Below are 25,390 nucleotides of genomic sequence, written 5' to 3' on the forward strand. Positions count from 1 at the left end.
GGCCTGGCCTGGGCGCGCGGGCTCAGCTCGCAGGCCGGCGACGGCTCTCGAGGAGGCGGATGCGCGCCTGCAGCTCGGCCAGCTCGCGATCACACTCCTGCGCCTTGATCGCCTCGATCTCGCCGTGGATGCGGCGCAGCTCCTGCAGTGGCGCGGACGCGGCCTGGGCCTCGGCCGGCTGCCGCTCGGCCATCTCGATCAACAGCTGGGTGATCACGCCCAGCTGGTCGCCGTAGCTCGCCACGTCGAAGGCCCGCGCCTCGATGCGCGCATTGCCGGCCTGGGGTTTGATGCCGGCGAAGAACCAGTCCAGGCGCGGCTCGATGTCCTGCGCCACGTCGCCGCTGAAGGGCAGGCGCAACTGCGGCGCCCAGAGCCAAAACCATGGGAACATTCTTTTTCTCCCTTGCACGCCGAACGGCTGGCGTGTGGGGGGATGGTGGCGTACGGTCGCGCGCATGGCAAGCTCGCCTCCCGTCATGGCCCGCCGGCCACCATGCTGCTCACCGCGATTCCTAATTGGCTCTCTGAAAAATGCGTGATTGCAGGCAGTCGGTGATCCACATCGCAAGCCGGGCGTTAGCCCTGGCCAGCGTGGCACTGCTAGGGTTTGGCGGGTTCGGCGCGTCGGCCGAACCTTCGCCTGGCGCACCGCAGGTCGTGACCTACCCCTCGTCCGGCGCCGCCGGCGACAAGCGCGGCGACTACTACGCCAGCCTGCTCAAGCTGGCCTTGGGCAAGGCTGACGGCCACTTCGCCGTGCAACCTTCCGCGAAGCCGAGCGTGGCCGTGCGAGCCTTCGTAAGCATGGCCGCGGGGCAGGATATCGACGTCGTCTGGGCACCGACCACGGTCCAGCTCGAGCGCGACTATCTGCCCGTGCGGATCCCGGTCGACAAGGGCATCCTCGGCTGGCGCATCTTCCTGATCGGCGAGGACGACCGAGGCCAGTTCGAGAGCATCCGTTCGCTGGAGCAGCTCAAGGCGCTGCCAGCCGGGCTGGTCAGGGAATGGGTCGACACGGGCGTCCTGCAGAGCAACGGCCTGCCTGTCGTCGCCGCCGCGCGCTACGAGAACCTGTTCACGATGCTGGCGGCGCAGCGCTTTCGCTACCTGCCGCGCGGCGTCGGCGAGATCTACGGCGAGTTGAGCAACTACGGCCACCTGGGCCTGGCCGTTGAATCGCACCTGGCGCTGCACTACCCGATGTGCAGCTATTTCTTTGTCGCCCGGCAGAACACCGAGCTGGCCGAGCACATCGAGCAGGGCCTGCGGCGCGCGCAGAAGGACGGGTCGTTCGAGCAGCTCTTCCAGCAGTTCTTCGGCAAGGCGGTGCAGGCCGCAAAGCTCGACAAGCGCCTGGTCTTCGAGCTGGACCACCCCACCGCGCCGGCGACCTGCCTGCGAGCCCCGATCCCACAATGACGCCGCAGTGATGCCGCAGGGCGCTGCGTCAAGTGCCCTCAGCGCACCCCTGCCAGCAGGGCCGCATTGCCACCGGCCGCCGCCGTGTTGACTGTCAACGTCTGCTCCGCCGCAAAGCGGTAGAGCTGGCGCACATGGCCGGCGCCGGTGACCAGCGGCAAGATGGCCCCAGCCCGCGTGGCCAGGGCTTGCGCGAGCACATGGGCGGCCGCGGAGTCGGACGATGCCAGCGCGACGCCAGCGAGCTGCGGCGCGGCGAGCAGCCCCGGCAGCGTCGCGTCGGGCAGTAGCGTCAGCGCGTTGACCGGCAGGCCGGCGCGCAGAAGGGCCTGGCGGGCGCGTTCGTCGCCGCCCAGCCAGATGGCGCTGTTGCCGGCCAGCAGGGCGCTGACGACCGCGGCCAGGCCCGCTTCGTCACGGCCGAGCACGGCGAAGACGCCCCGGGCGTGGTGGCGCAGCGTGTTGCTCTCGCCGGTCGGGCCGGGCAGCACGAGGTCGGCGAACTGCGCCTGCGCCGCGACGAACAGGCCACGCAAGGCGAGAGCGGTCGGCGCGTCCAACGTGTCGGCAGCGCGACGCAGCGTGGCGATGCGCTCAAGCAGCGGCGTGTCGCGCCAACCGGCGTCGGCGGCCACGGCCAAGGCCTCGCTGCGGCCGTCCATCGCGAGGGTCGGCAGCGGCGCGTCGAGCTGCGGCTCGGCGCAGAAGCGGCGCAGATAGTCGGGGCCACCGGCCTTGGGGCCGGTGCCGGACAGGCCTTCGCCGCCAAAAGGCTGCACGCCCACCACCGCGCCGATGATGTTGCGGTTGACATAGACGTTGCCGATGCGCGCCTCGTCGGCCAGGCGCTGGGCGCGGCTGTCGATGCGGGTCTGGATGCCCAGCGTCAGGCCGTAGCCCAGCGCGTTGATCTCCTTGATGACGTCGTCGACCGAGTCCTCGAAGCGCACGACGTGCAGCACCGGGCCGAAGATCTCTTCGCCGAGGTGCGACACGCGCGGCAGCTCGAAGGCGACGGGGCGGATCTGGCGCGGCATGGCTTCGGCCACGGGCGCCTCGGCCAGCAGCTTGGCGTCGCGCTTGAGGCGCTCGACATGCTTGCTGATGTTGGCATGGGCCTCGTCGTCGATGACGGGACCGACGTCGGTGGCCAGGTGCGCAGGCTGGCCGACATGCAGCTGCGACAACGCACCCTTGAGCATCTCGATGACCCCCTCGGCAATGCTGGACTGCACGCACAGCAGGCGCAGCGCCGAGCAGCGCTGGCCGGCGGAGCGGAAGGCCGATTGCACGACGGCGTCGATGACCTGTTCGGGCAGTGCGGTCGAGTCGACGACCATGGCATTGAGACCGCCGGTCTCGGCGATCAGCGGGATCGGCGAGTTGGGCTTGGCGGCGAGCGCCTTGTTGATGATCTGCGCGACGACGGTGGAGCCGGTGAAGCAGACGCCGGCCGTGCGCGCATGGGCGACCAGGCCGGCGCCGACGGTTTCGCCGGGGCCATGCAACAGCACCAGCGCATCGGCCGGCACGCCGGCGGCTTGCAGCAGCTCGACCATCTTCAGCGCGACATAAGGCGTCTGCTCGGCCGGCTTGGCGGCCACCGCATTGCCGGCAACCAACGCGGCGACGACCTGGCCGGCAAAGATGGCCAGCGGGAAGTTCCACGGGCTGATGCAGACAAAGACGCCGCGGCCCTGCATCAATGCCGGCTCGGCTTCGGCCTGGTCGGCGTAGTAGCGCAGGAAGTCCACGGCCTCACGCACCTCGGCGACGCAGTCGGCCTGGGTCTTGAAGGCTTCCTTGACGAGCAGGGCGCAGAACTCGGCCAGGCGGGCGTCGAGGTCGTCGGCGGCGCGGCGCAAGATGGTGGCGCGCTGGGCGACGGGCGTGGCGTTCCAGGCGGGGAAGCCGGCGTGCAGGCGGTTCATTGCGGAATCGACTTCGGCTGCGGAAGCCTCGGGGACGGCACGCACAGGCGTCGTCTCCAGCGCGACCTGCAGGGCCACGCGCTGGGCCGGCGCGGTCAGGTCGGCGCCGGTGGAGTTGGCGCGGCCGCGGCCTTCGCTGTCCAGGTAGAGGGCCGGCGGCAACGGCAGCGCGCTCGTCGCACGCACCTCGGCCAGCGGCGAGCCGAGCAGCTCGGGCACCTGCACGCTGGGGTCGGCCAACTGGTGCACGAAGGAGGAGTTGGCGCCGTTTTCCAGCAGGCGGCGCACGAGATAGGCCAGCAGGTCGCGATGCTCGCCGACCGGCGCATAGACGCGGCAGGGGATGCTGCCGTCCTTCAGCACCTCGCGGTAGACGCCCTCGCCCATGCCGTGCAGGCGCTGCATCTCGAACGGCGCGCCGGTGGCGCGGGCCATCTGCACGATGGCCGCGATGGTGCCGGCGTTGTGGCTGGCGAACTGCGGGTAGATGACGTCGGCATGCTGGATCAGCGCGCGGGCGCAGGCCAGGTAGCTGACGTCGGTGTGCTGCTTGTGCGTGAACACCGGGTAGTGCGTCAGGCCCAGCTCCTGGGCACGCTTGATCTCGCCATCCCAGTAGGCACCCTTGACCAGGCGCACCATGAAGCGCAGGCCGTGCTTGCGGGCAATCGCCGCGACCTCATCGACGACGGCCAGCGCCCGCGACTGATAGGCCTGCACCGCCAGGCCGAAGCCGCGCCAGTGCGGGTAGTGGGTGGCGATACGCGCGGCCAGCGTGTCCAGCACATCCAGCGACAGCTCCAGGCGGTCGACCTCCTCGGCGTCGATGGTCAGGTTGATGTTGGCCTCGGCGGCCAGCTCGATGAGCGCCCACACGCGCGGCAGCAGCTCGGCGAAGACGCGGTCGCGCTGCAGCACCTCGTAGCGGCTGAACAGCGCGCTGAGCTTGATGGAGATGCCGTCGGAGGCTTCCGGCGACGAAGCGCGCTGGCCGGCAGCGATGGCCTTGATGGCGCCGACATAGGCGGCGTGATAGCGCAATGCATCGGCCTCGGTGCGGGCACCTTCGCCCAGCATGTCGTAGCTGAAGCGCAGCTGCTTTTGCTGCTTGCGCGCCGAATCCGCCTCGCTCATCGCCTCATTGATGTTGCGGCCGAGCACGAACTGCCGGCCCAAGAGCTGGATGGCCCGTACGGTGGCGGCCACCACGGTCTGCGCGCCCAGGCGCTTGAACAGGCCGCCGTCGTCGTCGGCACCCGGCAGGAAGCGCTTGGACATCGAGATGGCCGAGGCCGACAGCGCGGCCAGCATCTTGTGCGGGCTGCCTTCACTGGCGCCGTCGAAGTCGGCGCGGCCGAGCTGGTCGGCCGTCAGCGCAATGGCCGTGGGCGCGTCGGGCACCCGCAGCAGCGCCTCGGCCAGGCGCATCAGGGCCAGGCCTTCGGCGCTGGTGATGGGGTATTCGCGCAGCAGCGATTCCATGGCCCAGAAAGGCGCCGGGTTCTTGCGCACCTGCTCCACCCAGGGCGCGGCCATGGCGATGACGCCAGGCCAGTCCAGCGCACCGCCAACACGCTCGGCCAGGGCCTGCACGACGCCGTGCTCGGCCCGGTAGGGATCGGGCAGGCGGGGCTGTTCGGTCGGGGCGACGAAGGGCGTGGGCATGGCAGAGCTCCTGGTGAGATTTCGCACTCTATCGACGCTTCACTTGGATTAAATTCCAAGGATCACCTGAACGGCCGACAAAAATCCAGATGGAAGACGAAACCAAACTCGACAAGATCGACGCCCGCATCTTGCGCGTGCTGCAGGCCGACGGGCGTATTTCCAACCTCAAGCTGGCCGAAGCCGTGCACCTGTCGCCCACCGCCGTGCTGGAGCGTGTGAAGCGCCTGACGCGCGACGGCTACATCCTCGGCTATGAGGCGCGGCTCAACCCGGCCAAGCTCGGCGCGGCCATGCTGGTCTTCATCGAGGTGCACCTGGACCGCACGGTGATGGATGTGATGGACAACTTCAAGGCCGCCGTCCAGGCCCGCGCCGAGATCCTGGAATGCCACCTCGTCGCCGGCGGCTTCGACTATCTGCTGAAGACGCGGGTGCGCGACATGGGCGCGTATCGGGAGTTCATTGGCAGCGTGATCTGGACGCTGCCGGGGGTGMGGGARACGCRSACKTATGCGGTGATGGAAGAGGTCAAGTCGACGAACGCGTTGGCGTTCTGAAAGTACGTGGCGCCGTCGGTTCGTGGCAAGAGCTGCTGCGGGCGGCTTGCCAGCGGTGGGCTTGCCTAGTCGTTGAAGTTGAGCCGAAGCGGAGACTTACAGCTGGTGCAGCCAGTTGCAAGTGGTCCAATCGATGGTTGCGTTAGGCCTCGACTTGCACATTCAGGCGGCATTTCGTTGACTTCGCGAAGGACACCAGGAACGCCTCAGCTGTGCGAACCGCCCATGCTGCGCAACTTGCACTGATGCACTGGTCGGGAAAGAAGGCCTCTCCGCAGAGGAAAGGATTCAGCGCGAAGCGATTCCTACATGCAGACCGAAGCGCACGCGAGACCGTTGCATCGTCTCGCCATTCGCTCTTGGAGTGGACGAGTTCGTTTCTGAGTTTGACCAAGACCTTCGTCGCCTGGGCTATGCCTCGGCCGGTGTCCAGTCGCTTTCCCATAGCTCGTTCGTGCACTAGGCAGTAGCGTTCCAGAACTTCCCGCCAGTGATCCTCTGGCGCAAAAGACAAGGGAGGCACCGTACCCTCAAATCTATCGGAAAAGGTCATGAGTTCGTATGCCTGCGCCTCCAGCGCCATGACGGCGAACACGATGGCTCCTGACCAGTAGTGGACGTATTCCGGAGGCGCGAATGTGCTTTTTGACGGCGATACGCCGGCCTCTATAGCCGCGGCCTGATCTCGAAAGTGCTGCGCGGCGCATAGGTGCAATGACGCGAGGTTCGGGCGCGACCTCGAATTTGCGGCGACGACAACGCGCGGTAGATGCATTCGAGGCCTAGACAAGATGGCTTTGTGATCTAAGGCGACTCGCTCCCTGCGATGCCGTAGGTTGCAGGCGCGCTGCCTGCAAAGCTACACCAAGGCACCCGACAGACGGTCTGTCGGGGCGTTGCCAGTGAGTCGGGTCATGTGTCATTGACATGAGCTGCATGACCCGGACTGCCTGGACATGTCAGCCCTATGGAAGGGCTATGTGTCACGCATGCTATTGCCGCGCATAGCTGACTCTCAACACGGTATCGTGCGCGTCAGCGTTGTGATTCAGCTGTTCAGCACGAAACTCGTACCGCGTGTTGGCCAGTACCGGAACAAGGCAAGTCGCTGTGAGAGTGAAGATTGGCCCGGATGACCAATTCTTGTAGACCTTCTGCGGCTTGTTGCAGAGCGATTCGTTGACGAATAGATGGAGCTCTGCCGATCCGCCCTCTGAGATATGCGCTTTTGTCGTTGCCTCAAGCGAGGCGGTCATATTGAAAGTTCTCGGTGAGAGCGGGATTGTTGGATTGGCGGTGGCCTGACTAACTTGCGGCGCTGGAACTGCGTTGGGATCTTCCCGATTGGCCACGAAGACCGCAAACGCCGTTAGTGCAGCAAGAACAATGAGTGCGAGAAGGCCCGCACGCAGCGTAAGGCGAAACTTCTCTGCTTGAAGTTGAAGCTGATCGCGGACGAGGGCAGCCTTCTGCTCGCGAGTGAGGGACGTCGTGTCGACGTGGAAACGACCAGCAATGCGATCAAGCACCTGCGGTACGTCTGCGGGCACTGCCTTGGAAAGTGCGACCTCGTCCCGCCTGATCGACCGAAGGCGAACCGATGCAACAACCGCACCCAAGAATGCCATCAGGGCAAAGCCGCCAGTGACGTACTGAATGACTGTCCACATGCTCGCCCTCTCCGCTTCGAGTTGTGACGCCTAACGAATAGCGTTTATCCGCCGCCCTGGCGAGTTTGAACAAAGTCCGAGCCTGGTAGCGGCGGATAGACCTGTTGGACTGAACCGTCCGACCAACGGTGGCGTCAGCCGCGGCAATAGGGCAATGTAAGTTTCAAATGCCCCGCAGAGCCAGTGCGGATTCACCCTTGCCGGATTGCTCGCCCTGCACCCCTGCCCGCATGGCTGGGCGCAGCGCCGTATGGGCGCTTACGACACAGCTTCGCCACGCATCTGCTCCAGGCTGGCAGCGACATTCACACGGTCCGGAGTTGCTCGGGCACGCCGACGTCCGCACGACCGGTGATCTACACCCATGTGCTGCATTTGGATGGCGGTGCCGTGCGAAGTCCACTGGATGCGCTGCCGCGCCACCGAAGTTCTCTAAAGCGTCCCGGGCGAACTTGTCTTTTTGGCTGGCAGCCGGCTCTATCAGCGACGAAAGCACCGCCGCTCCAAGGCCGGGTAAACAGGGCGCGAGCGGCACCGGCCCGGCTTGGACAATGCGCGTTTCTGAAGACCGCGCCTCCCATGATCCACCGCACCCTGGCGCTGGCCGCCTGCCTGCTGGCCGTCCTGGCCCCGGTGGCCATGGCGCAGCCGGTGCAGCCAGCACCGAGCGCGCTGGAGCCCCAGTTTGCCAACGTCCCGGTGCCGCGCGACGTGGTGGGCAGCCTGGCTCAGGATCGCCAAGGCCTGATCTGGGTCGGCACCAGCGACGGTCTGGCGCGCTTCGATGGCTACCGCCTGCGCGCCATCGAGCGCGAAGGCGCCACGCCCGTGCAGCGCAACCTGGGTTGGGTGCGCTCGCTGGCGCCTGCCGCCGACGGCGGCATGTGGATAGGCACCGAGGTCAACGGCCTGGCCCGCTACGAACCTGCCTTCGACCGCGTGCAAATGCTGGGCAGCGGCAGCGAGCGCGCCACGCCCATCCGCGCGCTGGCCGAAGACGATGCCGGCCGGGTCTGGGTCGGCACGCTGGGCAAGGGCCTGCTGCGCTTTGAGCCGAAAACCGCGCGCTTCGAGATCGAGCCGCTGCGCGTCGACGGCGCAACCGAGCGCCGCGTGCTGGCGCTGGCCGTGGGCCGCGACGGCGCGCTGTGGGCCGGCCACTGGCGGGGCCTAGCCCGGCGCGACGTGCAGGGCGGCTGGACGACGCTGGCCTTGCCCGACAACGCCATCATCGGCATCAGCACCTTGCTGGAGGACCGCGCGGGCCGGCTCTGGTTCGGCAGCGTGGACGGCCGCGTCGGCCGCATCGAGGCGAACGGCCAGCCGCGCTGGCTGGCGGCGCGCTTCAAGGGGGGCGTGCAGGCGCTGGCGCAGAGCGCCGACGGCACGGTCTGGGCCGGCCTGAACGATGGCATCGCCTGGCTGGACGGCGACAGCGGCGCGCTGTTGCGCCAGTTGCGCCACAACCCCCATCTGCCCGGCGGCCTGGCCGGCAATGACGTCAACGTGCTGCTGCGCGACCAGACCGGCACCATGTGGGTGGGCGGCTACGGCGTGGGCTTGCAGCGCCACCAGCAGCACCCGGCACTGGCCGTGCGCGGCCCCGACGCCGACCCCGGCAGCCCGCTGGCCAGCAGCGACCTGCGCGGCCTGCTGCCCCGCCGCGACGGCCTGCTGATGGTGGCCACGCACAGCGGCCCAGTGGCCCTGCTGGACGCGCAACTGCGCACCGTCGGCCGCTGGCCGCGCGAGGCCGACACGCCGGTGGACAACCTCGCCGAGGGGCCGGACGGCAGCGTCTGGCTGGTGGCCAATGGCCGCCTGGAGCGCCGCGAACCGCGCAGCGCCCGACTGCTCGCCAGCTGGGCGCTGGAGGGCGGGCGCGCGCATCGCGTGCTGGTATTACCGAGTGGTGAAGTCTGGGTCGGCATGCAGGACGGGCTCTACCGCCTGCCTTCGCCCCAGGCGCGCATCGAGCGCGTGCGCCGCGCAGATGGCGAGCCGCTGCGCGGCGGCGTGCATGCGCTGCGCGTGGAGGCCCGCAACGGCCAACTCTGGGTCGGCGCGCTGGCCGGCCTGTTCCGCTGGGACGGCCAGCGCCTGGCCGAGGTGCAGGGCGCGCCCGGCGAGGCGCTGGGCTTTCCTGCCGTGCTCGGTCTGCTGCACACCCGCGACGGCAGCCTTTACGTGGACACCGCCGTCAGCGGCCTGCACCGGCTCAAGGGCTACGACGAACAGGGCCGCGCGCGCTTCGAACGCATCAGCGAGCGCATGGGGGCGCCGGGCCGGCCCTTCGGCGTCAACCTGCACGAGGACGCAAAGGGCCGGGTATGGAGCCAGCAATCCGTCTACGACCCGAACGCCAACCGCCTGGACGAACTCTCCGGCGCCGAGGGCCCGCCGATGGGCACGCCGCGCTTCTTCGCCGACGCCGCCCTGCCCGACGGCCGCCTGCTCTTCTGCGGCAGCCGCGGCCTGCTCGTCATCGAGCCGCTGGCCTTCATGCCTTCGCGCTATGCGCCGCCGGTGGTCGTCAGCAGCCTGCGCCGCGATGGCCAGCTCTTCCAGCCGGACCAGGACCTGAAGCAAGGCTTGAAGCTGCCGGCCGGTACCCGCAGTGTGGCCGTCGAGTTCGCCGCACTGGACTACATCGACCCGGCCAAGCTGCGCTACATGATGCGCCTGGCGGGCTGGGACGCCGAATGGACGTTCACCGACGCCAGCGCCCGCTTCGCGAGCTATGGCGGCCTGCCGCCGGGCCGCTACCGGCTGGAGGTGTACGCCACCAACCATCACGGCGTGTGGGGCGACCGCCCGCTGCTGCTCGACATCGAGCTGCTGCCGGCCTGGTGGCAGACGCGCTGGGCCCAGGCGGCCGCCGCGCTTTCTTTACTGGGCTTGGCCTGGCTGCTGTTGCGCTGGGGTGTGGCGCGGCGCACCGCACAGCTGCGCCGACGCGAAACGGCGCTGCAAGCCCTGGTGGAGCAGCGCACCACGGAGCTGCGCGAGGCCAGCACCACCGACCCGCTGACCGGCCTGCGCAACCGCCGCTACCTGGACTCGCGGGTCACCTCGGACCTGCAGCTCTGCCTGCGCCACTACACCGAGCCGCGCCACAGCAACCCCGACCGCCACCGCGACGACGAGGCCGACCTGCTCGTCATGCTGATGGACCTCGATCACTTCAAGCGCATCAACGACCGCCACGGCCACACCGCGGGCGACCAGGTGCTGGTTGAGTTCGCCCGCCGGCTGCGCATGGTCTTCCGCGAGAGCGACGTGCTGGTGCGTTGGGGCGGCGAGGAATTCCTGGCCCTGGCCCGCGGCGGCGCACGCAGCGGCGCCACCGAGCTGGCGGCACGCTTCAACGCCGTCGTGCGCGAGCAGGCCTTCACGCTGGCCGACGGCCGCACGCTGCCGGTCACCGTGTCCATCGGCTTCGCTGTCTTCCCTCTCGACCCCGAAGCGCCTCGGGCCTGGGATTGGGACGCCACGCTGAGCCTGGCCGACGCCGCCCTCTATGCCGCCAAGGCGCAAGGGCGCGACGGCTACCTGGGCGTGCTGCGCGCCGATGGCCTGCGGCCCGATGAATTGGCCCTGGACGCCGACACCTGGCCGGACGAGCCGCGGCTGCAGGTGCGGCGCAGCGACTGAGCGCCAAGGCGGGCGGCGAGCGTGGCCAGCGCCGCAAAATGCGCGTTTTCAAGTCGACCCACCCCATGATGCATCGCACCCTCACGCTGACGGCCTGCCTGCTGGCCAGCTTCGCCGCCGAGGCCGTGTCAACGACCGCGCAGATCACCGCCCAGTCGGCGCTGCTGGGCGTGCAACTGGCCGCCAAGCAGCGTGAGGCCAAGGGCGGCCTGCCCGCCGCGCAGAACGCCTGCATCCAGGCCCTGCAGCCCAGCGAGTTCTACGAGACGACCGAACGGGTGGTCACGATGTCGCTGAGTGCCAGCGAAGTGGCGGCGGCCGACCGGTTTTTCAGTTCGGTCCCGGGACACAAATACGCCAGGCACGGCTTGCTGGGCATCTACACCGCCCTGGGCGAAAAGGCCCCCGAGCCGCTGCCCGCCATTTCGGCAGCCGAAGTCAAGGCCATCGAAGCCTTTGCCGCCTCGCCGGCCGGGCAAGCCCTGTTCACCCGCCAGGTCCTGCAATCCCTGGCGGCCCGCGAGGCCTATGACGGCCGCGCCCGGGAGCTGGTCACGCGCTGCCAGGCCGTCAAGCCCGATCGCGCGGACTGACGTGGGTCTCGCGAGCTGGGCGCGCGACGCTCAGCCCAGGTGCTTGCCAAAGAACCGCATCGCCCGGTCCCACGCCTGCTGCGCCCACACCGCGTCGTACTGCGTCTTGGCAATGCGCCCCGGCCCCTGTGCCGTCTCGTTGGCAAAGGCATGGTGGGCCAGATAGCGGTGGCCTTCGTAGCGCACACCGACCTCGGCGAACTTCGCTTCCAGGCCGTCCACGCCGGCAATCGGGAAGGATTCATCTTGCGTGGCCCAATGGGCCTGCAGCGGCATCTTGATCTTGCTGGCGTCCACATATTCCAGCGGCGGCATGCCGTACCAGATCACGGCGGCGTCGGCCTCGGGCACCATCGTCGCGGCCAGCACGGTCAGCGCGCCGCCCATGCAATAGCCGGTCACGCCGACCTTGCCGCTGCCCAGCTTCAGGTCCTTGAGGTAGTGCACCGCGCCGCGCACGTCCTGCGAGGCGGCGTCGCCAAAGTTCAGGTCCGTCATCAGATGGCCGGCTTCCTCGGCCTCGACGGTGCTCTTGCCGCGGTAGAGGTCAGGCACCAGCGCCGTGAAGCCGGCCAGCGCAAAGCGATCAGCCACGCCACGGATCTGGTCGTTCAGGCCCCACCACTCCTGGATGACGACGACGGCGCCGAGAGGCTGGGCGGCCTCGGCGAGATAGCCGGACACAGGGGCGCCATCGGGGCGCTTGAACTGAACGGTCTGGGCCATGCGTGTCTCCTGAAAAGCGGCAGCCTAACCTGCGCGACACGGGGTTTTCCCCGGGGCGGCGAGAATGCCCCCTTGAAGCCCCACACCATGAAGATCGAACGCATCGTCTCCACCCGCCTGCCAACGCCCTATGGCGAGTTCGTCATTCACGGCTTCCGTGAGGACGACAGCGGGCAGGAGCATGTCGTGCTGAGCCTGGGTGAGCTGACCGGTGACGAGCCGCCGCTGGTGCGCGTGCACTCCGAATGCATGACCGGCGAAGTCTTCGGCTCGCTGCGCTGCGACTGCCGGCCGCAACTGCAAAGCGCCATGAAGCGCATCGCCGACCTGGGCCGCGGCGCCATCGTCTACATGCGCGGCCACGAGGGGCGCGGCATCGGCCTGGTGCAGAAGCTGCGCGCCTATGCCGAGCAGGATGCCGGCGCCGACACCATCCAGGCCAATGCCCAGCTGGGCCTGCCCATCGACTCACGCCGCTACGACGCCGCCGCCTGCATGCTGCGGTCCCTGGGCGTGCAGCGCATCCGGCTGCTGACCAACAACCCGCTGAAGATGGCCGCCCTGGCCGAGTTCGGCATCGACGTCGTCGAACGCGAAGCCTCGTTGACGGAGCCGGGCCCCGACAACGAGAAATACCTGCGCACCAAGGCCGAATCCATGGGTCACCATGACCTCGGCCACCTCTTCGAATAAGGCAGGCCCCCTGCGCGGCAGAGGGCCTGGTCGGTCGACGGGCTAAGGCGCCGGTGGCACCTCACGGCGCCGCGCCCTCAGCCCCTTGCGCAGTCAGCGGTTCTTGGAACCCTGCTGGTTGCTGGGCTTGCTTTGCTGGTCGCGACCGGCAGAGCCACCCCCTTGCTGGGGCGTCTGGCTGCCGCCACCGGCCTGGCTTTGCTGGCCAGGGCTCTGGTCACGGCTCTGACCACCCTGCTGGATGTTCTGACCGCTTTCGGGCTGCTGCTTGCCGGATTGGCGTTGCTGGTTGGACATGGCTGTTCCTTCACTGTGAGCCTGGGCGGCACCCCATTGCGCCGCCGCGTCAACAACCTTAGGCCGCAGGCAAAAGATCCCTGTAGGAGAAGGCGCCGGATACATCGTCAAGTCGCAAGCCGGGGAGACGAGTTGTGCCGTTAGGCGACAAGGCAGATTCAAGCCGCCAGAGCTGCAACCAGTCGTAGTTCTTCGGCGCAGCGCTGCAAGCTGGGCGCAAGCTCCGGGGCGGCGCGCTTCACACCCGCCTTACGTGCCCGGACTAGGCTGCGCGGTCCTGTTCGCCCGCCACCATGTCCGACCGTCGCTTCTTCCCCCGCCCCGCCGTCGAGGCCGCGTTCAATCGTTGGGATTGGGCGCTGCTGCCCCTCGTCCTGGCGGTGCTGGTGCTGCTCGCGATGGCCGCGGCGGCGATGGCCCGACCCTTCCACGTCGGCGAGCCGCTGCCGCTGAGCCTGGACGTCGCCTACCTGCCCTATTACCTGCTGCGCACGACGCTGCGCATGTTCCTGGCGCTGGCCGCCTCGGTGGTGTTCGCCTGCGTGTTCGCGGTGCTGGCGGCCAAGGTGCGTGCGGCAGAGAAGGTGCTGGTGCCGCTGCTGGACATCCTGCAATCCATCCCCATCCTGGGTTTCCAGGCCATTGCCGTCGCGCCCTTCATCGCGCTGTTCCCGGGCAACCTGCTGGGCGTGGAGCTGGCAGCCCTGTTCGCCATCTTCACGAGCCAGGCCTGGAACATGGCCTTCAGCCTCTACCAGTCGCTGCGCACGGTGCCGGGCGAGCTGCAGGAGGCGGCGCGCATCTTCCAGCTGTCGGGCTGGCAGCGCTTCTGGCGGCTGGAGCTGCCCTTCGCCATGCCCAACCTGCTGTGGAACATGATGATGAGCATGAGCGGCGGCTGGTTCTTCGTCGTCGCGTCGGAAGCCATCTCGGTGGCCGGCCAGGACATCAAGCTGCCGGGCGTGGGCTCCTACATCGCCGTGGCCATCGAGGCGCGCGACCTCGGCGCCATCGGCTGGGCCATCGTCGGCATGCTGGTCGGCATCCTGCTGTACGACCAGCTGTTCTTCCGCCCGCTCTTGGCCTGGGCCGACCGCTTCCGCTTCGAGGAAGGCAGCAGCGAGCAGGCGCCCCAGTCCTGGCTGCTGACCTGGCTGCGCCGCACCCAGCTGCTGCAGCGCCTGGGGCAATGGCCGGGGCGCTGGATCACGGCCAGTTTCGCGCCGCTGAAGAAGAGCTACGACGGCCGCTCCATCCGCGCGCGGCCTGAAGATCCGAACCCGCTGTGGGCCCGCGCCTGGGACGCGCTGCTGGCCGCCCTGGTGCTGTTCGCCGTCTGGCGTCTGGTCAGCTTCATCCACACCGAGGTGGGCTGGGGCGAGGCGGCGCATGTGTTCAAGCTGGGCCTGTACACGCTGGCGCGCGTGCTCGCGCTGATCGCCGTGGCGTCGCTGATCTGGGTGCCCATCGGCGTGTGGATAGGCCTGAACCCGCGCATCGCCGGCCGCGTGCAGGCGGTGGCGCAGTTCCTCGCGGCCTTCCCGTCCAATCTGGTCTTCCCGGTCGCCGTCCTCGTCATCGTCAAGTACAGGCTCGACCCCGACCTCTGGTTGTCGCCCCTCATCATCCTGGGCACGCAGTGGTATCTGCTTTTCAACGTCGTGGCCGGCGCGTCGACCATCCCGACCGAGTTGCGCCTGGCCGCCAAGAACCTGGGGCTCAAGGGCTGGCTGGCCTGGCGGCGCTATCTGCTGCCGGCCATCTTCCCGAGCTTCGTCACCGGCGCCATCACGGCCAGCGGCGGCTCCTGGAACGCCAGCATCGTGGCCGAGTACGTGAGCTGGGGCGACACCCACCTGCAGGCCCAAGGCCTGGGCAGCTACATCCAGCAGATGACGACGGCGGGCGACTTCCCGCGCATCGCTTTAGGCATCGGCGTCATGTGCGTCTTCGTCATGGCGATGAACCACTGGGTCTGGCGGCGTCTCTACCGTATCGCCGAGGAAAGGATGCATTTCTGATGACGACGTTGATCGAACTGAAGGGCGTCGCCAAGGGCTTCAAGTCCAACGACGGCAGCCTGCGCTCGGTGCTGGAGGGCGTGGACTTTCGCCTCGACAAGGGCGAGATCGTCGCGCTACTGGGCCAGAGCGGCTCGGGCAAGAGCACGCTGCTGCGCATCATGGCCGGGCTGATCCCCGCGGACGCTGGCGACGTGCGCTACGGCGGCCAGCCACTGTTCGGGCCGGCGGCCGGCATCGCGATGGTGTTCCAGAGCTTTGCGCTGTTCCCTTGGCTCACCGTTCGGCAGAACGTCGAGCTCGGGCTGGAGGCGGCCGGCGTGCCGGCGGCGGAACGTGAGCGCCGCGCGAACGAAGCCATCGAGCTGATCGGCCTGGCCGGCTTCGAGGGCGCCCTGCCGCGCGAGCTGTCAGGCGGCATGCGCCAGCGCGTGGGCATGGCGCGGGCCCTGGTCATGCAGCCGGCCGTGCTGCTGATGGACGAGGCCTTCTCGGCCCTGGACGTGCTGACCGGCGAGCGCCTGCGCAACGAGATCCTCGACCTCTGGGACGGCGGCCAGATGCCCACGCAGGCCATGCTCGTCGTGTCGCACAACATCGAGGAGGCCGTCATGATGGCCGACCGCGTGCTGATCTTCGCCAGCAACCCGGGCCGCGTGCGCGCCGAGCTGCCTATCACGCTGCCGCGCCCGCGCCGCGCCGACAGCCCCGAAGTGCGCCTGCTCATCGACGAGGTCTACCGGCTGATGACGAGCGCCACTCACGTGGCCGGCACCGTCGAGGAGGCGCCCAAGCCGCATCTCAGCGACCGCCTGCCCGAAGCCGACGTCGGCCGCATGGAGAGCCTGCTGGAGCTGCTGGCCGACGAACGCTTCAATGGCCGCGCCGACCTGCCCCAGCTGGCCGAGGAGAGCGAACTCACCGACGAGGCCATGCTGCCGCTGGCCGACGCGCTGCACCGCCTGGGCCTGGCCCAGCTCAGTGGCGGCGACCTCATCGTCACGCCGCTGGGCCAGCGCTATGTCGAAGGCGGCCACGAGTTCCGCCGCGAGATCTTCGGCCAGCAGCTGCTCGCGCATGTACCGCTGGCCACCTTCATCCGCGCCAGCCTGGAGCAGGAAGCCCACGGCGAGCTGAAGGAGGAGCCCTTCCTGAAGCTGCTGATGGACAGCATGGACGCCGCCGAGGCCGAGCGCGTGCTGCGCGTGGCCATCGAGTGGGCGCGCTATGGCGAGGTCTTCGAGTACGACTTCCACACCGGCCTGATTCACCTGCCCGAGTCGGGCGAGGACTGACTCAGGCCGCGGCGCACTTGGCCACGGTGTCCCAGGTGCGTGTCGTGATGGTCTTGCCGAAGGTCTTCTCCAGCAGGTGCATGAAGACCGGCCCCTTGGCCTCGGGCACATAGCTGCAGAACACCTCGCCGCCGTCCAGGCCCAGGATGCAGGCTTCGCCGTGCGTCACCGGCAGCTCGACGGGGCTCTCGGCAAGCGGCTCGCGCAGGAAGGTGACGACGCGCTTGGACCCGGGCTTGAGCTTGAAGGCGGCGAAGGGATCGGCCTTGATCAGCTGCTGCAGATGGGCCGTCGACCGCACGGTGGTGGCGAAGCTGTAGCCCTGGCCGTCCAGCATGGCCTTCTCGGCGCGTTTCTGCAGCGTCGCGATGGCGGCGGAGCGGGGCGTTGAGAACACGACGTTGCCGCTGCTCAGCAGCGTCTTCACGTCGGTGAAACCCGCCTCCTCGAAGCAGCGCTTGAGGTCGGGCATCTTGGCGTTCATCGGGCTGACGCCGCGAAGCAGGGCGACATAACGAGGCATGGGTGCGAAGTATGACCCCGCGCTTGCGGCCAACCCTAGCTGCGGCTGCCCCGAATTGCGGGCGGCCGCAGCTAGCGGGCCTGGCCGAGTCCGAATGCAATGGCAACGCGACTGAGACACACCCCTGAGGAGAACGCGCCATGACCACCATCCAGACGGCCAGCAGCACCTCGCTGACCGCCACATCCTCCGTCCCGAACACCAACCCGACCCACGCCAGCACCCAGATGAAGGGTGGCCAGGCCGTGTTCGAGAACGACAACTACCGCATCACCGCCGGTGACAACAACACCGTCAACATCTTCAACAAGAAGACCGGCGAGACCTACAACATCTGGGGCGACCCGCACGTCAACATCGACGGCAAGCATGCCTTCGACTTCTACGGCACCACGACCTTCAAGCTCGAGGACGGCACCAAGGTCACCATCGAGACCACGCCCTGGAATGCCGGCAACGGCATGACCCTCGCGAGCAAGGTCGCCATCACGAACGGCGACTACGGCGTCGAGATCAGCGGCGTGGACACCAACAAGGTCGGCGATCTCAAGATCGACGAGGCCGCCGGCTGGGGCGCCGTGCTTGACTGGACCCACAAGGACGGCAATGTGCTTCAGGAAAACCCGGCCGGCGCCGGCTTCCTGGGCGTGGACGCCAACGGTGACATCCACAAGGTCGACCAGGCCTACATGAACAAGACCGACCTGCAGCTGAACCCGGGCCTGGACCCAGCCACGCAACAGCGCGGCAGCGATTTCCTGCGCAACGCCCTCAGCCTGTTCAGTGGCCTGCTGTCGGCGTCGCTGAGTGGCGCCTTCCTGGGCTCGCTGTCGGATGCCGGCGAAAGCCGTTCGCACTCGACGCGCGACGCCCACCGGTTCTCGCTGACCGTGATGCGCCTGGACTTCTGAGCGGAGGCCGCCATGCTTGCAGTTGATGCAGTTTCGAGCGGCCGGCAGACGCCGGTCGCCCGCGATCCCGCAGCGGAGGTCGTCAGCCGGGCGACCGACCCACGTACCGGCGTCGTCGACACCCAGCGCCTGGCGACCTGGGTGGTCGACGCGCGCAAGAGCGACCCGCAGGCCGCCGAGTCGGCGCATGCCGCCATCGAGCAGCACCTGCTGGCCTCGGGGCACCCCGGTGACGTGGCTCACTACAACCAGGATGTGTTGCAGGCCGCGCGCCAGAGCCTGCTGCCCGACCATGCACCCGGCGGCCTCTGGGCGGCCGGCCAGGGCATGCTGCAGCAAGGCAGCAAGCTGCTGATCGACAACCCCATCCTGATCAAGCGATGGGAAGCGACGACCAGCGCCTGGACGGGCAAGGGCGGTTTCACGCGCGGCCTGACCGAGCTGCTGACCAGCAACGGCATCCAGGTCGGCCAGACCGTGCATGCACCGCCGCCCGGTTCGCTGGGCCGCACCTCGGGCATCGCTTCGCCGGTGGCCAACAACACCAACGGCGCGCTGGCTCGCGACGCGATTGCCGACCGCTGGCGCGCCGCGGGCGCCCAGGTGCGCACCGAGGTGCCGGTGCAGAACGGCGCGCGCGTGGTGGACGTGGTGGCCGAGCCCCCGGCGACGGACCCGCGCATGCGCCAGCGCATCGACGTCGAGTCCAAGGTGGGCCGCACGGCGCTGGACAGCGACATCCGTGGCCAGGTGGCGCGCGATGTCGAGGCCCTGAAGGTCAACCGTGGCCTGCGCGGCGCCGGCCAGCTGCTGGAAGGCGTGGGCAAGGTCGCCCGGCCCGTCGGCGTCGTGCTGGATGCCATTTCGCTCGGCCAGGCCTACCAGGCCGACGGCAACCGCATCGGCGAGAACACCGGGCGCACCGCCTCAGGCGTGGCCGGCGGCGCCCTGGGTGGCTGGGGTGGTGCGGCCCTGGGCGCGACCATCGGCACGGCCATCTTCCCCGGCGTGGGCACGGTGGTTGGCGGCATCATCGGCGGCATTGGCGGCGCCATCGCTGGCGATGCTGGCGGCCGTGGCATCTTCGATACGGTAAAAGGCTGGTTCTGAACCGGGCTTGTTCCGAATGGACGGCCTCTCGAGGCCGTCCATTTTTATTTCGCGCTTGCTGACCATGCCGAATCTGATCCAGCGCTGGCTTGCCGGCACTAAAGCGTCCACCTGGGACCTGAGCGACTACCCCGCCTATGAGCTGCCTCACCCCGGCTCCGGCCGTGCGCTGAACGAGAGCCAGGCCCAGGCCAACTGGGCCTACTTCCAGGCCACGCTGAACGAGCGCCAACGCCTGCTGCGCGACTGGCTGCTGGCGCATGAAGGGCCCGATCCGCAGGCACTGCAAGGCGTGGTCTATGCCAAGGCCTTGAACGCCTGGGCCAAGGCGCATTGGCCGCAGCTGCCCGCCTTCGCCAGCCTGCCTCAGCACAAGCCCTGGCCGGACTGCCAGCGCAGCGGCCCCTTCATCGTCAACAGCCTGCTGGGCGACCTGGGCGTGAGCCTGGGCGAGGCGATCCGCCACGCCAATGGCGACTGGCACTGGGGCCTGAACATGGACGCCATCGACCTGGCCGACAACATGGCCACGGCGCGCCGCATCGTGCTGCTGGCCGATCTGAAGCACCCGACGCCGCAGGCCCGTGAGGCCGTGCTGGACCTGGAGGCCCTGCTCTTCGCGGCCCACCGTTTCCCCGACTCGCCGGATTTCGTCTACCTGGACTCCTGGACCCGGACCGTGGCCGACGCGATCGCCGGCGGCTATCACGACACCTGAGGCCGGCCGCCGTGGCGGCATGCCTGCTGAGCCGCCCTTCCTCAGCGCGCCACCAGCCCTTGCGGCCCGATCTGGATGCGCTCCACCCCGAGCCCCAACGCCGCCTCGAGGTTGGCCTTGGCCGCATTGCGGAAATTGACCTCCTCGTTGGGGTTGGGCTTGCTGTTGAGGTGCTCGCGGTAGACCACCATGAAGGTGCCCACCATGGCCAGCTGCTCGAACATCGCGCGCTTGGCGGCCGGGCTGCTCTGGGTGAAGGCGGCGTTCTGGCCCAGCATGCGTTGCATCTGCAGCACCAGGGACTTGAAGTGCTCGTCGGGCACGGGCTGCTGCATGAAGGCGGTGTAGTTGCCGGCGATGAAGGCCGCCACGCCGGCCGCGGCGTCATTGGGCGTCAGGCCGAGCTGGGTCTCGAGCTTCTGCCAGAAGACGAAGGACTCCTCATACGCCTTGGTCATGGCGCCGCGATGCGCCGCGGGGAAGCGCTGCGCCAGCTCGGTGGCCGACTGGCGCACCTGCGCCGGCCCGTTGGTGACGAGGGGCGCGTTGAGGGCGGCCAGCGCACTGGCCGAGGTGACTGCGGGCGCCGCGCTGAACACCGGAGCGGCGGGTGCCGCGCCGCCACCCGCACCGGGCTTGGCGAGCATGGTGCGCATCTGCTCAGCCAGGCTGATCGAGGGGGCGACCTGAGCGGTGGCCGCGCCGGCAGCGCCGACCAGGGCCGCCAAGGCCAGACGAAGAACAAGGGATCGCAGTCGGGGCATTTGAAACTCCAGTGGAAAGGTCGGGGTCATTTGTCGAGGACGAGGCTGCCGCTGCCCACGTAGACGGTCTTGTTGTCGTCGTGCACGGGAAAGCTGAGCAGGCGCTGCTGGTGGCCGTCGTCGTAGTCGAGGGTGAGGACGAAGCCGCTGAGCTGGTAGCGGCCGCGGCGGCCGGCGCCGTCGTCCTGCTTGCGCGAGCTCACCGCGCCCGCCGTGCCAAAGGGCGTGCCCACCGTGCCGCCGCCGGTGCTGCTGCTGCCCTTGCCATCGCCATGGGCCGAGCCGGCAATGACCGTGTTGTTGAGCGTCGCGGCCAGCGTGCCGGTGCTGGACAGCGCGCTGTAGCTGCGCTCGAAGCGGCCGTCGCGCATGAAGCGCAACGTGGTGCTGGACGACCTGCCGCCAAGGACCAGGCTGCCGGTGAACGTGCCGCGGGTGAAGGATCCCTCCAGCCGCGTGTCCTTGGGCCAGGGCCGCACGGCGTGATGCTTCTCGGCCTGCCAGGCGCCCGCGGGGCGGCCGTCATCGTCCTGCGGCTGCATTTCGCAAGGGCACGTAGGGCCGGGCACGGCTCGGCCCTGGGGGCTGACATCAACCTTGCCGCTGGCGCGCCAGCGGCCCCAGCGCTGCGGCTCCAGCTGGCGCGACGCGACAACGTTGAGCTGGTCGGGCGGCATCTCGGTGCGGTGGTAGACCGTGCCGTCACGCAGCAGGAAGCGCACATCCTCTTCCCAGCGCGTGCCGCCATTGAAGTTGCTCTCGCCGTGGATGACCACGGCCGCCAGGTCCTTCTCCGCCAGGCCGCGGCCCGGCAGCGTCGTCACGCGCTGCAGCACCGCCCGTCTGCGCAGCATCGGCGCCTGCGGCAGCGGCGACGGCGTCAGCCCCGCCGGGTTGGCGACCAGGGCCGCGTCGGCCAGGTCCAGGGAGTTGTCGTTCAGCGACGTGACGACACCGCGCAGCACCACCTCGCGGCCCACCCAGGGCTCGGCGTCGAACTTCAGGTGGATGCGCTGCTCCACATGCCGGTCGCCCTGCTGCTGCACCAGGAAGAAATGCGTCGGGCGGTCGATCTCGCGCGCCACGCGGCCCTTGACATAGACAACGCCGAGCTTGCGTTGCGCCTCCTCCTCGGAGATCACCAGCCAGTGGCCTCGCTGCACCGTGAGCGCGGGGATCTGGCTGGGCAGCAGGAACTGGCCCCGGGCCGCCTCGGGCGCGATCGCCAGCGGGCCGGGGGGAGCCACCAGGTTGGCTTTCACCAGCGCCAGTGCCACGGCACGGGCCTGCGGATACAGCGTGCCCACATCCATGGCCGGCGATTGCCAGTCGCGCGCCAACGCCGCGCAGGCCTGCTCGGGAGAGGGGTCGTTCAGCACCCGCTCGCGCATGGGCTCGGTCAGGCGCGTGAACGACGGGATGCTGCTGCTGCGCTGCTGCATGCGGGCCACGACCATGCGCAGCGGGGCCAGCTGGTGCCGCTCGCGCCAGGCCACCCAGGCGTCGCGCATCGGCGCAGCCGACGCCACGCCCATGTCCTCGCAGGCGCCCAGCGTGGCTTCGGACATCACGTCCAGGCTGACGGCTTCGACGAGTTGCTGCACCGCCGCGGGATCGCTGGCCAGCGAGCGTTCGTCGGGCGCCGACTGCGCGGTGCCGGCCATCAGCAACACGGCGGCGGCGGCCAGCGCCGGCCGAGCAGCGATCAAGGGCATGCCTTCAGCGCGTCCAGGCCGCGAGCGGGCAGCCGACGGTCGTTGTCGAGCCATCGGGCCGTTTCAACGGGAACTGCCGGGCGTCGCCCGAGGGCGGCACGGCCACCACGTTGGACGCAGTAGCCTCGGCGTACCAGACCGTGCAGCTGCCGCGGCAGGTGGCGGCGGTGCAGGACACGCCGGTGTCCTTGGCAAACGCCACATAGCGGCTGTCCGGCGACCAGACCGCGCCGGCGATCAGGTCGTTCCTGGTGAATCGGCGCAGGTTGGAGCCGTCGACGTTCATCATCCACAGATCGACGCCGGCGATCGAACCCGTGTCGCGCATCGCCGCCAGCTGCACGAGAGCCTTGCTGCCATCGGGGCTGACATACACCGCCTCGGGCACGCGCGCCTCGGGCCAGCGCACGGTGGCGACACGTTGCTCGCCGCGGCCCGGCAAGACCCGGCTGATGTCGCCCGAGGGCTGCACGCGCAGCAGCGAGCCATCGGGCATCCACGACAGCGCGTCGGGTGTCTTGCTCGGTTGCGTGGCGTACAGCAGCCGGCGCGAGTCGAGGTCGTAGACGATGGCAGCACGCGGTGCAAAGACCGTCTTGCCCCACGACGCCAGGATCTGGTTGCTGCCCAGCGGCGAGGGGCGAACGCCGTCCGCTACATAGCCGTCGACGACCTGGTCCATCAGCACACTGCGGTCGCTGGTCCTGCGCACCGTCAGGTGGGTTTCGTCGCCGCCGGCGCCCTGCGAGCTGTGGTCCCGCTGGATGAAGCGGCTGCCGTCAGGCCAGGGCGAGCGCCACTTCGCGTTGTCCACCATGGTGGCAGCGCCGGAGTTGGGATTCAGCGCGAACGTGCCCTGCGGGTTGCTGAGGTCGCTGAATGAATGCCAGACCGTGCCTGGCAGTGCAGCGGCAGCCTGCGCGGCCATGACGGCGCCCAGGCAGGCCAGCGCGGCGGCGAAACGACGACGGTTCTCAGGCATCGGGGGCGAGGGCTCCAAATGGAACAGGCGACTCCAAGAATCGCCTGTCGTTACGGGTGCAATGGCATTGGAGCTCGCCGCGCACCAGCCACAAATCCCTAACGCGTCCAGGCCATGACCGGGCAGCGCAGATCGGTCATCGACCCGTCGGGCCGCTTCGCCGGGAATTTCTTGGCATCGCCGGATGCATCCACGGCCACCACGTCCGTCGCCGAGGCGGGGGCATACCAGACCGTGCAGCTGCCCTGGCAGGTGGCGTCGGTGCAGGTCACGCCGGTGTCCTTGGTGAAGGCCACGAACTTGCTGTCGGGCGACCAGTAGGCCTCGGCGATCAAGCCGTTGTTCGTGAAGCGCTTCAGGTTGGCGCCGTTGGCATCCATCATCCACAGGTCCACGCCGCTGACCGTGCCGGTGCTGCGCAGCGCCGCGAGCTGCACCAGGGCCTTGCTGCCGTCGGGGCTGACATAGACCGCCTGCGGCAGCCGCGATTCTGGCCAGCTGACGGTGGCGACCTGCTGCTCGCTGCCACCCGGCGTGACCTTGCTGACGCCGCCCGAGGGCTGCACGCGCAGCAGGGTGCCGTCAGGCATCCAGGCGACGGCGTCCGGCGTCTTGCTCAGCGGCGTGGCGAAAAGCACCTTCTGCGCGCTGAAGTCCCAGACCACGGCGGCCCTGGGCGCGGCGGTTGTCTCGCCCCAGTAGGCCAGGACCTGGTTGGTGGCCAGCGGCGACGGCGCAAGGCGGGCGATGTAGCCGTCAACGACCTGGTCCACGACCAGGCTCTTGTCGTCGGTCTTGCGCACCGTGAGGCGGGTCTCGCCGCTGGAGCCCTGTGAGGTGTAGTCGTTGCTGATGAAGCGACTGCCATCGGGCGAAGGCACGCCCCACTTCTCGGATTGGACGGCTGTCGAGACCCCGGTGTTGGGATTCATGACGAAAGTTCCCGCCGGATTGCCGAGGTCGCTGAAGGAATGCCAGATATTGCCCGTCAGCGTGGTCGGCGGATCGGGCGTGGGAACGACGGGCGGGGTCGTCGGCGTGGCTTCGTCCCCGCCACCGCCGCCGCCGCCACATCCACTGACCGCACCGAGGCACGCCAGAACCGTCAAAGCAAGGCGACTGAAGTTTTTCATCTTGGGCAGGAACTGAAAGTTGAAATGCAAAAGGGAGGGGCGATGCCCCTCCTCTTGTTTTCTCAGGTTGCGGCTTATTGCTTGCGAGCCATCGTGCCCAGCGCTTCGCCCAGACCCTTCAGCGCCGTCGTGAAGACGCTGTTCAGGTAGTTGTATTCCTGGCTGGTGGCCTGGAACTGGGTCATCAGCTTGTTGAACTCGTCGGCCTGCTTGCTCTGCTCTTCGGAGCCGGACTTGGCGGCGGACTTGGCGGCAGAGGCGTCGTTGATCTGTTGCGACAGATTGACCATCTCCTTGGCCTTGGCGCCCAGGGCCGAGCCCATGACGGAGGCGATGGCCTGCAGCCAGCCGCCACCGCTGGGCTTGCTGCCCTTGGAGCTGCCGGTGCCTTGCGAGCGCAGCTGGTCGAGCACGCCTTGCACGATCTGGTTGGAGAAGTCGGACTCCCACTGCTTGACGGCGCCGCCGAAGTTTTGCTGGGCCGCACCTTGCGCTTCGTGCGAAACGCCTTGCTGGCTTTGCGAGGTCAGTTGGTTGATGACCTGGCCGATGGTCGACTTGACTTCTTCGCCCAGGAACTTGGGCATGCCGTGTTCCTTGACCAGGGTGTCGACGGCACTGTTGGCGCCGCTGCCGATGGCTTGCTGCAGCATGCCGCCGATGGCCTGGCCGATCATGGCGCCGATGGGGCCGCCGAAGATGCCGCCGACGATGCCGCCCACGGCGCCCAGGATGCCACCCGAGCCACCGCCGCCGAAGATGCTGCTAACTGCTGATCCCATGTTGATCTCCAAAAAAGATTTAGGTTTCGCGGCAGAAGCTGCCGCAGTGATTGATTGACATTCGAGGCATCTGAATTCGGTGGCGACTGAGAAAACACCGGACTCGCTGCGTGTCTTGTCGGCAAGGTTTTCAGATCAAACTCTGCGGCGTTGACGGGTTTCATTAAACGGGGTCGGGCCCCTGCTGCCTATATGCGGCTGCTCCTATTTCTGCGCCAACCG

At 68.5% G+C, this 25,390-nt stretch carries 21 protein-coding genes; 10 read left to right on the top strand and 11 right to left on the bottom strand.

Features of this window, described 5'->3' with window-relative positions; genetic code table 11:
- Nucleotides 1-22: 22 nt before the first annotated feature.
- Entirely contained in the window at nucleotides 23-394 is a 372-nt protein-coding gene (locus tag ACXJKJ_RS00245) for a hypothetical protein (RefSeq protein WP_457388417.1), read from the bottom strand.
- A 161-nt stretch (nucleotides 395-555) separates the two neighbouring features.
- Here ACXJKJ_RS00245 and ACXJKJ_RS00250 point away from each other — a divergent pair, with 161 nt between their 5' ends.
- On the top strand, nucleotides 556-1,425 hold the full coding sequence (locus ACXJKJ_RS00250; RefSeq protein WP_056201072.1) for a type 2 periplasmic-binding domain-containing protein: 870 nt from the start codon (nucleotides 556-558) through the stop codon (nucleotides 1,423-1,425).
- Between the two features lie 38 nt (nucleotides 1,426-1,463).
- Here the strand turns inward: ACXJKJ_RS00250 and ACXJKJ_RS00255 are convergent, their stop codons facing one another.
- The gene (locus ACXJKJ_RS00255) at nucleotides 1,464-5,021 is read right to left on the bottom strand and encodes an L-glutamate gamma-semialdehyde dehydrogenase (RefSeq protein ID WP_457388419.1); all 3,558 of its coding nucleotides are present in this window, start codon (nucleotides 5,019-5,021) and stop codon (nucleotides 1,464-1,466) included.
- Between the two features lie 89 nt (nucleotides 5,022-5,110).
- Here ACXJKJ_RS00255 and ACXJKJ_RS00260 point away from each other — a divergent pair, with 89 nt between their 5' ends.
- Entirely contained in the window at nucleotides 5,111-5,581 is a 471-nt protein-coding gene (locus ACXJKJ_RS00260) for an Lrp/AsnC ligand binding domain-containing protein (RefSeq protein WP_457388421.1), read from the top strand.
- Nucleotides 5,582-6,573: 992 nt separating this feature from the next.
- On the opposite strand, the gene ACXJKJ_RS00265 is transcribed toward ACXJKJ_RS00260, so the two are convergent.
- Nucleotides 6,574-7,251: a hypothetical protein gene (locus ACXJKJ_RS00265; RefSeq protein ID WP_457388423.1), complete on the bottom strand. Its 678-nt coding sequence runs from the start codon at nucleotides 7,249-7,251 to the stop codon at nucleotides 6,574-6,576.
- A gap of 579 nt (nucleotides 7,252-7,830) precedes the next feature.
- On the opposite strand from ACXJKJ_RS00265, the gene ACXJKJ_RS00270 reads away from it, so the two are divergent.
- Both ACXJKJ_RS00270 and ACXJKJ_RS00275 read left to right on the top strand, forming a co-directional pair.
- Entirely contained in the window at nucleotides 7,831-10,905 is a 3,075-nt protein-coding gene (locus ACXJKJ_RS00270) for a diguanylate cyclase (protein WP_457388424.1), read from the top strand.
- A gap of 68 nt (nucleotides 10,906-10,973) precedes the next feature.
- Nucleotides 10,974-11,498, top strand: coding sequence for a hypothetical protein (locus tag ACXJKJ_RS00275; protein ID WP_457388426.1), 525 nt, complete (start codon nucleotides 10,974-10,976; stop codon nucleotides 11,496-11,498).
- Between the two features lie 30 nt (nucleotides 11,499-11,528).
- Here ACXJKJ_RS00275 and ACXJKJ_RS00280 read toward each other — a convergent pair whose 3' ends face one another.
- On the bottom strand, nucleotides 11,529-12,224 hold the full coding sequence (locus ACXJKJ_RS00280) for a dienelactone hydrolase family protein (protein ID WP_457321111.1): 696 nt from the start codon (nucleotides 12,222-12,224) through the stop codon (nucleotides 11,529-11,531).
- A gap of 87 nt (nucleotides 12,225-12,311) precedes the next feature.
- Here ACXJKJ_RS00280 and ribA point away from each other — a divergent pair, with 87 nt between their 5' ends.
- Nucleotides 12,312-12,917: a GTP cyclohydrolase II gene (gene ribA, locus ACXJKJ_RS00285; RefSeq protein ID WP_056201090.1), complete on the top strand. Its 606-nt coding sequence runs from the start codon at nucleotides 12,312-12,314 to the stop codon at nucleotides 12,915-12,917.
- A gap of 93 nt (nucleotides 12,918-13,010) precedes the next feature.
- Here ribA and ACXJKJ_RS00290 read toward each other — a convergent pair whose 3' ends face one another.
- Nucleotides 13,011-13,214, bottom strand: coding sequence for a hypothetical protein (locus ACXJKJ_RS00290; protein ID WP_056201093.1), 204 nt, complete (start codon nucleotides 13,212-13,214; stop codon nucleotides 13,011-13,013).
- A gap of 293 nt (nucleotides 13,215-13,507) precedes the next feature.
- Between ACXJKJ_RS00290 and ACXJKJ_RS00295 the strand changes: the two genes are divergently transcribed.
- Both ACXJKJ_RS00295 and ACXJKJ_RS00300 read left to right on the top strand, forming a co-directional pair.
- On the top strand, nucleotides 13,508-15,235 hold the full coding sequence (locus ACXJKJ_RS00295) for an ABC transporter permease (protein ID WP_457388428.1): 1,728 nt from the start codon (nucleotides 13,508-13,510) through the stop codon (nucleotides 15,233-15,235).
- A complete protein-coding gene (locus ACXJKJ_RS00300; RefSeq protein ID WP_056201365.1) occupies nucleotides 15,232-16,530 on the top strand; it encodes an ABC transporter ATP-binding protein in 1,299 nt (432 codons plus the stop codon). The genes ACXJKJ_RS00295 and ACXJKJ_RS00300 overlap by 4 nt, the downstream gene beginning before the upstream one ends.
- Nucleotide 16,531: 1 nt before the next feature.
- Here ACXJKJ_RS00300 and ACXJKJ_RS00305 read toward each other — a convergent pair whose 3' ends face one another.
- A complete protein-coding gene (locus tag ACXJKJ_RS00305) occupies nucleotides 16,532-17,053 on the bottom strand; it encodes a DUF1697 domain-containing protein (RefSeq protein WP_056201097.1) in 522 nt (173 codons plus the stop codon).
- A gap of 140 nt (nucleotides 17,054-17,193) precedes the next feature.
- Between ACXJKJ_RS00305 and ACXJKJ_RS00310 the strand changes: the two genes are divergently transcribed.
- The 3 genes from ACXJKJ_RS00310 to ACXJKJ_RS00320 all read left to right on the top strand — a co-directional run bounded on the left by ACXJKJ_RS00310 (nucleotide 17,194) and on the right by ACXJKJ_RS00320 (nucleotide 19,792).
- A complete protein-coding gene (locus ACXJKJ_RS00310) occupies nucleotides 17,194-17,964 on the top strand; it encodes a DUF1521 domain-containing protein (protein WP_082532857.1) in 771 nt (256 codons plus the stop codon).
- Nucleotides 17,965-17,976: 12 nt separating this feature from the next.
- Nucleotides 17,977-19,074 carry a hypothetical protein gene (locus ACXJKJ_RS00315; RefSeq protein ID WP_056201100.1) on the top strand — a complete coding sequence of 366 codons (1,098 nt, stop codon included), beginning with the start codon at nucleotides 17,977-17,979 and terminating at the stop codon, nucleotides 19,072-19,074.
- Between the two features lie 64 nt (nucleotides 19,075-19,138).
- Entirely contained in the window at nucleotides 19,139-19,792 is a 654-nt protein-coding gene (locus tag ACXJKJ_RS00320) for a hypothetical protein (protein WP_457388430.1), read from the top strand.
- A 41-nt stretch (nucleotides 19,793-19,833) separates the two neighbouring features.
- Here ACXJKJ_RS00320 and ACXJKJ_RS00325 read toward each other — a convergent pair whose 3' ends face one another.
- The 5 genes from ACXJKJ_RS00325 to ACXJKJ_RS00345 all read right to left on the bottom strand — a co-directional run bounded on the left by ACXJKJ_RS00325 (nucleotide 19,834) and on the right by ACXJKJ_RS00345 (nucleotide 25,168).
- Entirely contained in the window at nucleotides 19,834-20,556 is a 723-nt protein-coding gene (locus ACXJKJ_RS00325; RefSeq protein ID WP_457388432.1) for a DUF6683 family protein, read from the bottom strand.
- A gap of 26 nt (nucleotides 20,557-20,582) precedes the next feature.
- On the bottom strand, nucleotides 20,583-22,271 hold the full coding sequence (locus tag ACXJKJ_RS00330) for a hypothetical protein (RefSeq protein WP_457388434.1): 1,689 nt from the start codon (nucleotides 22,269-22,271) through the stop codon (nucleotides 20,583-20,585).
- A gap of 4 nt (nucleotides 22,272-22,275) precedes the next feature.
- Nucleotides 22,276-23,253: a TolB family protein gene (locus tag ACXJKJ_RS00335; RefSeq protein ID WP_457388436.1), complete on the bottom strand. Its 978-nt coding sequence runs from the start codon at nucleotides 23,251-23,253 to the stop codon at nucleotides 22,276-22,278.
- A gap of 98 nt (nucleotides 23,254-23,351) precedes the next feature.
- Nucleotides 23,352-24,386 (bottom strand): TolB family protein, encoded by a 1,035-nt coding sequence (locus ACXJKJ_RS00340; RefSeq protein ID WP_457388437.1) that lies wholly within the window; start codon nucleotides 24,384-24,386, stop codon nucleotides 23,352-23,354.
- Between the two features lie 74 nt (nucleotides 24,387-24,460).
- Nucleotides 24,461-25,168 (bottom strand): hypothetical protein, encoded by a 708-nt coding sequence (locus ACXJKJ_RS00345; RefSeq protein WP_157281888.1) that lies wholly within the window; start codon nucleotides 25,166-25,168, stop codon nucleotides 24,461-24,463.
- Between the last annotated feature and the right edge of the window lie 222 nt (nucleotides 25,169-25,390).

The sequence above is a fragment of the Roseateles sp. P5_E1 genome (assembly GCF_054049335.1).